This is a genomic window from Micromonospora sp. KC606 (assembly GCF_004348675.1).
Lineage (GTDB): Bacteria > Actinomycetota > Actinomycetes > Mycobacteriales > Micromonosporaceae > Micromonospora.
On record NZ_SMKN01000261.1, the window covers coordinates 1 to 7,438 of the forward strand.

A 7,438-nucleotide genomic window follows, 5' to 3' on the forward strand; every position below is an offset into this window, starting at 1 on the left:
CGCCACCACCACGCACGGCACCCCCCGGTCCCGGGCGGCACCGGCGACGCCGGCGACCACCTTGCCGCGCAGCGACTGGTGGTCGAAGGAGCCCTCCCCGGTGATCACCAGGTCGGCGGCGTCGAGGGCGGTGTCCAGCCCGATCGCCCGGCCGACCAGGTCGATGCCGGACTCGCAGCGCCCGCCCAGGGCGAGGATCGCCGCGCCGAGCCCGCCGGCCGCCCCGCCGCCGGGCAACCCACCCAGCCCGGGAGGGCAGCCGGGCAGGTCCTTCTCCAGCACCGCGGCCCAGCGCTCCAGCGCGGCGTCGAGCAGCAGCACGTCCTCGCGGGTCGCGCCCTTCTGTGGGCCGTACACGTTGCTGGCGCCGTGCAGCCCGAGCAGCGGATTGTCCACGTCGGTGGCGGCAACGAGGGTGGCCCCGCGCAGCCGGGGCGCGCCGTCGAGCGTGGCGACGTCGGCCAGCGCCGCCCCGCCGTACGGCAGGGCCCGGCCGGCCCCGTCGAGGGCGGTGGCGCCGAGGGCGGTGAGCATGCCGGCACCGCCGTCGTTGGTGCCGGAACCACCCAGCCCGACGACCACCGTGCGGGCCCCGTGCTCGACCGCGGCGGCGACCAACGTCCCCAGTCCGTACGAGGTGGTGGCCTTCGGGTCGCGCTCGGCGGCGGAGAGCAGATGCAGCCCGCACGCCTGGGCGCTCTCCAGGTAGGCGGTGCCGTCGTCGGTGAGCAGGATCTCACCGTCGGCGGGCCGGCCGAGCGGGTCACGGGTCGGCACCGGGATCCGACGGCCTGCGAGCGCGTCGGCGAGCACCGCCACGAAGCCCGGCCCGCCGTCGGCGAGGGGTCGGATCAGCAGGTCGTCGCCGGTGGCAACCTCGCGCCAGCCGTCGGCGACGGCGGCGGCGACCTCGTTGGCCGCCAGGGTGCCGGCGAACTTGTCGGGACAGAGCAGCACGCGCATGCCTGGCAGTGTGGCAGGCCACACCGGTGACGGCTGCGCCGCAGCCACGCTGTGGGACCATGGGAGACGTGACTTCGACCTGGGTTGAGCCCTCCAACACCGCCACCGCGCTGCTGCTCCTCGGCCGCGGCAGCGACCCCGCCACGGAACGCGGCGTGGAGTGTCCGGGTGACCTGCCCGCGCCGAGCGACCCCGACCTGGTGGCCCGCGCGGCGGCGGCGAAGGCCGCGCTCGGCGACAAGGTGTTCGTGCTGGGCCACCACTACCAGCGCGACGAGGTGATCCAGTTCGCCGACGTGACCGGCGACTCGTTCAAGCTGGCCCGGGAGGCCGCCGCCCGACCGGACGCGGAGTACATCGTCTTCTGCGGCGTGCACTTCATGGCCGAGAGCGCCGACATCCTCACCTCGAGCGCCCAGAAGGTGATCCTGCCGGACCTGGCAGCCGGCTGCTCGATGGCGGACATGGCCGTGCTGTCGCAGGTCGAGACCGCCTGGGACGTGCTGACCGAGCTGGGCATCGCGGCCGACACCGTCCCGGTGACGTACATGAACTCCTCGGCGGACATCAAGGGCTTCGTCGGGCGCAACGGCGGCGTGGTCTGCACCTCGTCGAACGCGAGGCGGGCCCTGGACTGGGCGTACCAGCAGGGCACGAAGGTGCTCTTCCTGCCCGACCAGCACCTGGGCCGCAACACCGCCGTGCTGGAGATGGGCTTCTCGCTGGACGACTGCGTGCTCTACGACCCGCACAAGCCGGGCGGCGGGCTCACCCCGGAGCAGCTGCGCGACGCGAAGATGGTTCTCTGGCGGGGGCACTGCTCGGTGCACGGCCGGTTCACCCTGGACAGCGTCAACGACGTCCGGGAGCGGGTGCCCGGCGTCAACGTGCTGGTGCACCCGGAGTGCCGGCACGAGGTGGTCACCGCCGCCGACTTCGTCGGCTCCACCGAGTACATCATCAAGACCGTCGAGGCGGCCCCGGCCGGCTCGGCGTGGGCGGTGGGCACCGAGCTCAACCTGGTCCGCCGGCTGGCGCTGGCCCACCCCGACAAGCGGATCATGTTCCTGGACAAGGCGGTCTGCTACTGCTCGACCATGAACCGGATCGACCTGCCGCACCTGGTGTGGGCCCTGGAGGAACTGGTCGCCGGCCGGGTGGTGAACCAGATCACGGTCGATCCGGACACCGCGCACCACGCCCGGGTGGCGCTGGACCAGATGCTCGCCCTGCCGGGTGCCGACACCCCGCCGCCCACCGCGGCGTAATCACCTACAGTCACATCTCCGACACGGATACGCGCCGGAAGTGCCGGTTCGTGCCGTCACTGGTGATGTGACCGATTCCATTTTCGTCACCGAGGGCTATGCTGCCGGAGCGACACACTCGCGGGCCGTTTCGCGCCCATCCTGATGCGGGTAGCTGGACAGCCGACCGGTGCTCGGCCAGCGGGCCCGATCCCTCGACACAGGCACCACCCGACGCGCTGGAGGTTGCGTTGACCAACGACGTCCTGGTCGTACACGGAGGCACTCCGCTGGAAGGGCGGGTCCGCGTGCGCGGCGCGAAGAACCTCGTTTCGAAGGCGATGGTCGCCGCCCTGCTGGGCGACACCCCCAGCCGGCTGTTCGATGTGCCGCGCATCCGTGACGTCGAGGTCGTCCGCGGCCTGCTCGGCCTGCACGGGGTGAAGGTGAGCGACGGCGACGAGGACGGCGAGCTCGTCTTCGACCCGTCCAACGTCGAGAGCGCCAGCACCGACCAGATCAACGTGCACGCCGGCTCCAGCCGCATCCCGATCCTGTTCTGCGGGCCGCTGCTGCACCGGCTCGGTCACGCCTTCATCCCGGACCTGGGCGGATGCCACATCGGCCCTCGCCCGATCGACTTCCACCTCCAGGCGCTGCGGGAGTTCGGCGCGACGGTGGAGAAAACCCCCGAAGGGCTGCACCTGTCGGCACCGAACGGGCTGCACGGCACGAAGTTCGCCCTGCCGTACCCGAGCGTGGGCGCGACCGAGCAGGTGCTGCTGACCGCGGTGATGGCCGAGGGCGTGACCGAGCTGCGCAACGCCGCGGTCGAGCCCGAGATCATCGACCTGATCTGCATCCTGCAGAAGATGGGCGCGATCATCAAGGTGCACACCGACCGGGTGATCGAGATCCAGGGCGTGAAGCGGCTCAGCGGCTACACGCACCGGCCGATTCCGGACCGGATCGAGGCGGCGAGCTGGGCGGCGGCGGCACTGGCCACCCGCGGCCACGTCGAGGTGCTCGGTGCCCAGCAGGTCGACATGATGACCTTCCTGAACATCTTCCGCTCCGTCGGCGGCGCGTACGAGGTGACCGACTCCCGCCCGCCGAAGCTCCGTGACGCGGGCCAGGAGGGCGGCATCCGGTTCTGGCACCCGGGCGGCGAGCTCAACGCCGTCGCGCTGGAGACGGACGTGCACCCCGGCTTCATGACCGACTGGCAGCAGCCGCTGGTCGTCGCGCTGACCCAGGCCCGCGGCCTGTCGATCGTCCACGAGACGGTCTACGAGCAGCGGCTGGGCTACACCGAGGCGCTGAACTCCATGGGCGCCAACATCCAGGTCTACCGGGACTGCCTCGGCGGGACTCCGTGCCGCTTCGGCCGGCGCAACTTCAAGCACTCGGCGGTGATCGCCGGTCCGAGCAAGCTGCACGCCGCCGACCTGGTCATCCCCGACCTGCGGGCCGGCTTCAGTCACCTGATCGCGGCGCTCGCCGCCGAGGGCACCTCCCGGGTGTACGGCGTCGACCTGATCAACCGGGGCTACGAGGACTTCGAGGCGAAGCTCGCCAACCTCGGCGCGCACGTCGAGCGTCCGTAGCCTCGACGCACCCCGTCAGCCGCCCGGTGCACCGTGATGTGCACCGGGCGGTCGCGTTTGGCTACCCTTCACCTCGTGCCGTCGCTGTTTCGCCGCAAGTCCGCCGACCCCGACTCCTCCGCCACCACCCCCGTGGTGACCGAGGAGTCGCCCGCCACGCGTCCCCGGGGCTACACCCCGAGCAAGAAGGAGCTCGGGGTCCAGACCCCGAAGCGGCCCGGCGCCGGTCGCCGCCCCGCCGGGCCGGTGAAGCCGCTGACCAAGGAGGAAGCCCGGGAGCAGCGCCGCCGGGCCCGTGCCGAGGCCGCGGCGGAGTTCCGCCGCGAGGGCGGCCCCCGAGACCGTGGCCCCGAGCGACTGCTGGCCCGTAACGTGGTCGATTCCCGGCGGACGGTCGGCACCTGGTTCTTCGGCGGCGCGCTGATCGTGCTGATCGGCTCCAACCAGGCGATGCCGCCGGTGGTCCGGCTGGTGTCGAACCTGATCTGGGGCGCGCTCGCGCTCGGCGTGGTGATCGACTCGATCCTGATCTCACTCAAGATCAAGAAGTTGGTGCGGGAACGGTTCCCGAACAGCGGTCAGCGGATGGGCTCGCTCTACCTGTACGCGATCATGCGGTCGATCACCTTCCGCCGGATGCGCGCCCCCGCGCCGAGGGTGAACATCGGCGACAAGATCTGATCCGACCGCCGGTCCGGCGGCGGCCGGCCATCGGCGGTCAGCCCGAGCGGGCGGGCGCCCGGTAGAGCCGGGCCACCACGTCCTCGATGTCCGGCTCCACGACCGCGATGTCGCGCAGCGTGGTCAGACCGGCCAGCCCGGCCACCACCTCCGCCACGCCCGCCGACTCCAGCGCGTACACCAGGCGGCGCCCGTCGGCCTCGACCCGCTCCAGCGGCGCGCCGGGCAACACCGGCGGCGTGACCAGCGCGGCGTCCAGCTCGGCGACGACCAGCCGGCGGGAACCGTACCGGCGGTGCAGCTCGGCGACCGTGCCGTCGTGCACCACCCGGCCGTGGTCGATCACCACCAGTCGGCGGCACAGCCGTTCGATGTCGGCCAGGTCGTGGGTGGTGAGCACCAGCGTGGTGTCGCCGGCCCGGCCCAGCTCGGCGAGGAAGCCCCGGACCGCCTGTTTGCTCACCACGTCCAGGCCGATCGTCGGTTCGTCCAGGAACAGCACCCGTGGGCCGTGCAGCAGCGCGGCGGTCAGTTCGCCGCGCATCCGCTGCCCGAGGGAGAGCTGCCGCACCGGGATGTCCAGGAAGCCGTCCAGGTCGAGCAGCCCACGGCAGCGGCGCAGCCGGGCCGCGTGGCCGGCGGCCGGCACCCGGTAGACGTGCCGGAGCAGGTCGAACGAGTCGCGCAGCGGCAGGTCCCACCAGAGCTGGGACCGTTGGCCGAAGACCACGCCGATGCCGAGCGCCAGCCGGGTCCGCTGGGGCACCGGGCGCAGCCCGCAGACCCGGACCTGCCCCTCCGACGGGGTCAGCACGCCGGTGAGCATCTTCAGCGTGGTCGACTTGCCGGCGCCGTTCGGGCCGATGTAGCCAAGCATCTCGCCCCGCTCGACCCGCAGGTCGACGCCGTCCACGGCGATCACGCGGCGTCTCTCGCGACGTAGCCGGCCGGCCTTCACCCGTACCGTGAACTCCTTGCGCAGGCCCTGCGCGGCGATGACCAGGCTCATGACCCCGTACTCCGGTAGTGGCGGACCCCGACGCGCCAGGCCGCGGTGGCGCCGGCGAGCGCGACCAGCGCGACGCCCGGCGCGGCCCAGCCGGCCCAGGCCGGCAGGCCGAGCGGGTCGGCGCGGCCGAGCAGCGCCAGCGCCGGCTGGTAGCTGACGAAGGCGAATCCCAGGCCGTACGCGAAGGCCGCGCGGAACCAGCCCTCGAAGACGGTGACCGGGTACGACGTGAAGTCCCGCCCGCCGTAGGTGACCGAGTTGGCCAGTTCCCCCGACTCGACCCAGAAGAACGACACGGTGGCGGTGGCCACGAAGACCGAGCCGAAGAAGACCACCCCGGCGAGCGGGGCGACGACGGCCAGCACCACCCGGGACGGGGTCCACTCGATCCCGGCGCCGGCCAGCGCCGCCACCCACACCGCCAGGCCGAACAGCCCGCGCGAGACCTTGCGCAGCGGCAGGTCCATCAGCAGCAGCTGGGGCAGCGCGCCGAGCGGGCGCAGCAGCACGGCGTCGAGCAGCCCGGTGCGCACGTACCGGGGCAGCCGTTCGATGTTGCCGACCAGCAGGTCGGCGGTGGCGAAGGCGAACGCGGTGAGACCGACCATCACCAGCGTCTCGCGCAGGGTGAAACCGCCCAGCTCCCGGGTCACGCCGTAGAGCACCAGGACGGTGACCACGTCGAAGACGGTGGCCCCGACGTTGCCCAGCACGTCGATCGCAAAGGACGTCCGGTACGCCGTCTGGGCGCGCGCCTGGGCCCGCAGCAGCGCCCGGTACGCGGCCAGCGTCCCGCCGGCCTCAGCCACCCTGCACCACGAGCCGCCGCTCGGCCCGGCGCTGCACCAGCCGGCACGCGGCCAGCAGCAGCACCACCCAGCCGGCCTGGAGGGTGACCAGCTCCAGCGCCACGGCCGTCGACTCGCGCTCGACCAGCACGTCGAGCGGGGTCTGCATCAGGCCCGGGAACGGCGTGCCGATCCAGAGGACCTGCTGGAGCCCTTCGGGCAGGAAGCGCAGCGGGAAGTAGAGCCCGGCCAGCACCCCCGAGCCGAGCATCCACAGGATCATCGGCCCGCGTACGTCCTGCAACCAGTACGCGGTGGCGTTGACCAGGAACCGGCAGGCGAAACAGAGCACCACGGCGAGTACCACCGAGGCGACGAAGAGCGGGACGGTGGGCCAGCGGGCGGGCAGGTGGACGTCGAAGAAGAGCGGCCCGACCAGCAGTGGTGGCAGCATCCGGGCCAGCACCGCGTACCCGGCGCGGCCCAGGTCGGTGGCGAGGTAGCTGGTGACCGGGTGGACCGGGCGGAGCAGGTCGCCTGCGATGTCTCCGGTGCGGATCCGGTCGGCCAGGTCGGTCCAGCCCCAGAGCAGCACCACGGCGAGCAGCCCCTGCCCGGCCCAGACGAAGGTGACGAGCTGGGCCCGGTCGTACCCGGCGGCCTCTCCGGCGTCGCCGGCCACGGCGAGCAGCACGTAGCACCGGAGGAACCCGAAGACCGTGTTGGTGACGACGCCAGCCAGGGTGGCCTGCCGGTAGGTGGCGTATCGCCGGAAACCGGATCGCGATATCGACCAAAATGTTCGGAACCAGAGGATAACGTTTGAGTCCGTGGGCGATGCCACAGTGGCGGTGACCGAGCCCACCTCGCTACCCTCCATCCGCAGCCATGCCGTGCCGGCCGGCGACTCTACCGGCAGGTGAGGGCCCCGGCACGACAATTTCCAACGAGGTGACACCGCCGTGAGCGAGCGACGCGAGCCGGGCATCGGGCCGCGCCGCACGCTCGGCGTCGAGGGCCCTCGATGAGCGGCGGCTACCGCGACCGCTGGCACGACCCGGCCGATCCCTCCTGGGTGGTCGAGCCGACCACCGAGTGGCACCCGCAGTTTCCCGGCCAGCGTTACCCCGGCGACATCGGCAC

General features: G+C 72.4%; 7 protein-coding genes. 3 read left to right on the forward strand and 4 right to left on the reverse strand.

Annotated features, from left to right (window positions below; translation table 11 throughout):
* The coding region (locus E1193_RS28450; RefSeq protein WP_132186251.1) for a glycerate kinase at positions 1–963 on the reverse strand (963 nt) is incomplete at its 3' end.
* Positions 964–1,031: 68 nt separating this feature from the next.
* On the opposite strand from E1193_RS28450, the gene nadA reads away from it, so the two are divergent.
* The 3 genes from nadA to E1193_RS28465 all read left to right on the forward strand — a co-directional run bounded on the left by nadA (position 1,032) and on the right by E1193_RS28465 (position 4,498).
* Positions 1,032–2,231 carry a quinolinate synthase NadA gene (gene nadA, locus E1193_RS28455; RefSeq protein ID WP_132186252.1) on the forward strand — a complete coding sequence of 400 codons (1,200 nt, stop codon included), beginning with the start codon at positions 1,032–1,034 and terminating at the stop codon, positions 2,229–2,231.
* Positions 2,232–2,461: 230 nt separating this feature from the next.
* The gene (murA, locus tag E1193_RS28460; protein ID WP_132186253.1) at positions 2,462–3,817 is read left to right on the forward strand and encodes a UDP-N-acetylglucosamine 1-carboxyvinyltransferase; all 1,356 of its coding nucleotides are present in this window, start codon (positions 2,462–2,464) and stop codon (positions 3,815–3,817) included.
* A 36-nt stretch (positions 3,818–3,853) separates the two neighbouring features.
* Positions 3,854–4,498, forward strand: a complete 645-nt coding sequence (locus E1193_RS28465) for a DUF3043 domain-containing protein (RefSeq protein ID WP_132186254.1) — start codon at positions 3,854–3,856, stop codon at positions 4,496–4,498.
* A gap of 37 nt (positions 4,499–4,535) precedes the next feature.
* Here the strand turns inward: E1193_RS28465 and E1193_RS28470 are convergent, their stop codons facing one another.
* The 3 genes from E1193_RS28470 to E1193_RS28480 are packed head-to-tail and all read right to left on the reverse strand — an operon-like array spanning position 4,536 to position 6,989.
* The gene (locus E1193_RS28470; RefSeq protein ID WP_132186255.1) at positions 4,536–5,507 is read right to left on the reverse strand and encodes an ATP-binding cassette domain-containing protein; all 972 of its coding nucleotides are present in this window, start codon (positions 5,505–5,507) and stop codon (positions 4,536–4,538) included.
* Positions 5,504–6,316: an ABC-2 family transporter protein gene (locus tag E1193_RS28475; RefSeq protein ID WP_132186256.1), complete on the reverse strand. Its 813-nt coding sequence runs from the start codon at positions 6,314–6,316 to the stop codon at positions 5,504–5,506. Before E1193_RS28475 ends, E1193_RS28470 begins: the two co-directional genes overlap by 4 nt.
* Positions 6,309–6,989, reverse strand: a complete 681-nt coding sequence (locus E1193_RS28480; protein WP_243707951.1) for an ABC-2 family transporter protein — start codon at positions 6,987–6,989, stop codon at positions 6,309–6,311. Before E1193_RS28480 ends, E1193_RS28475 begins: the two co-directional genes overlap by 8 nt.
* Between the last annotated feature and the right edge of the window lie 449 nt (positions 6,990–7,438).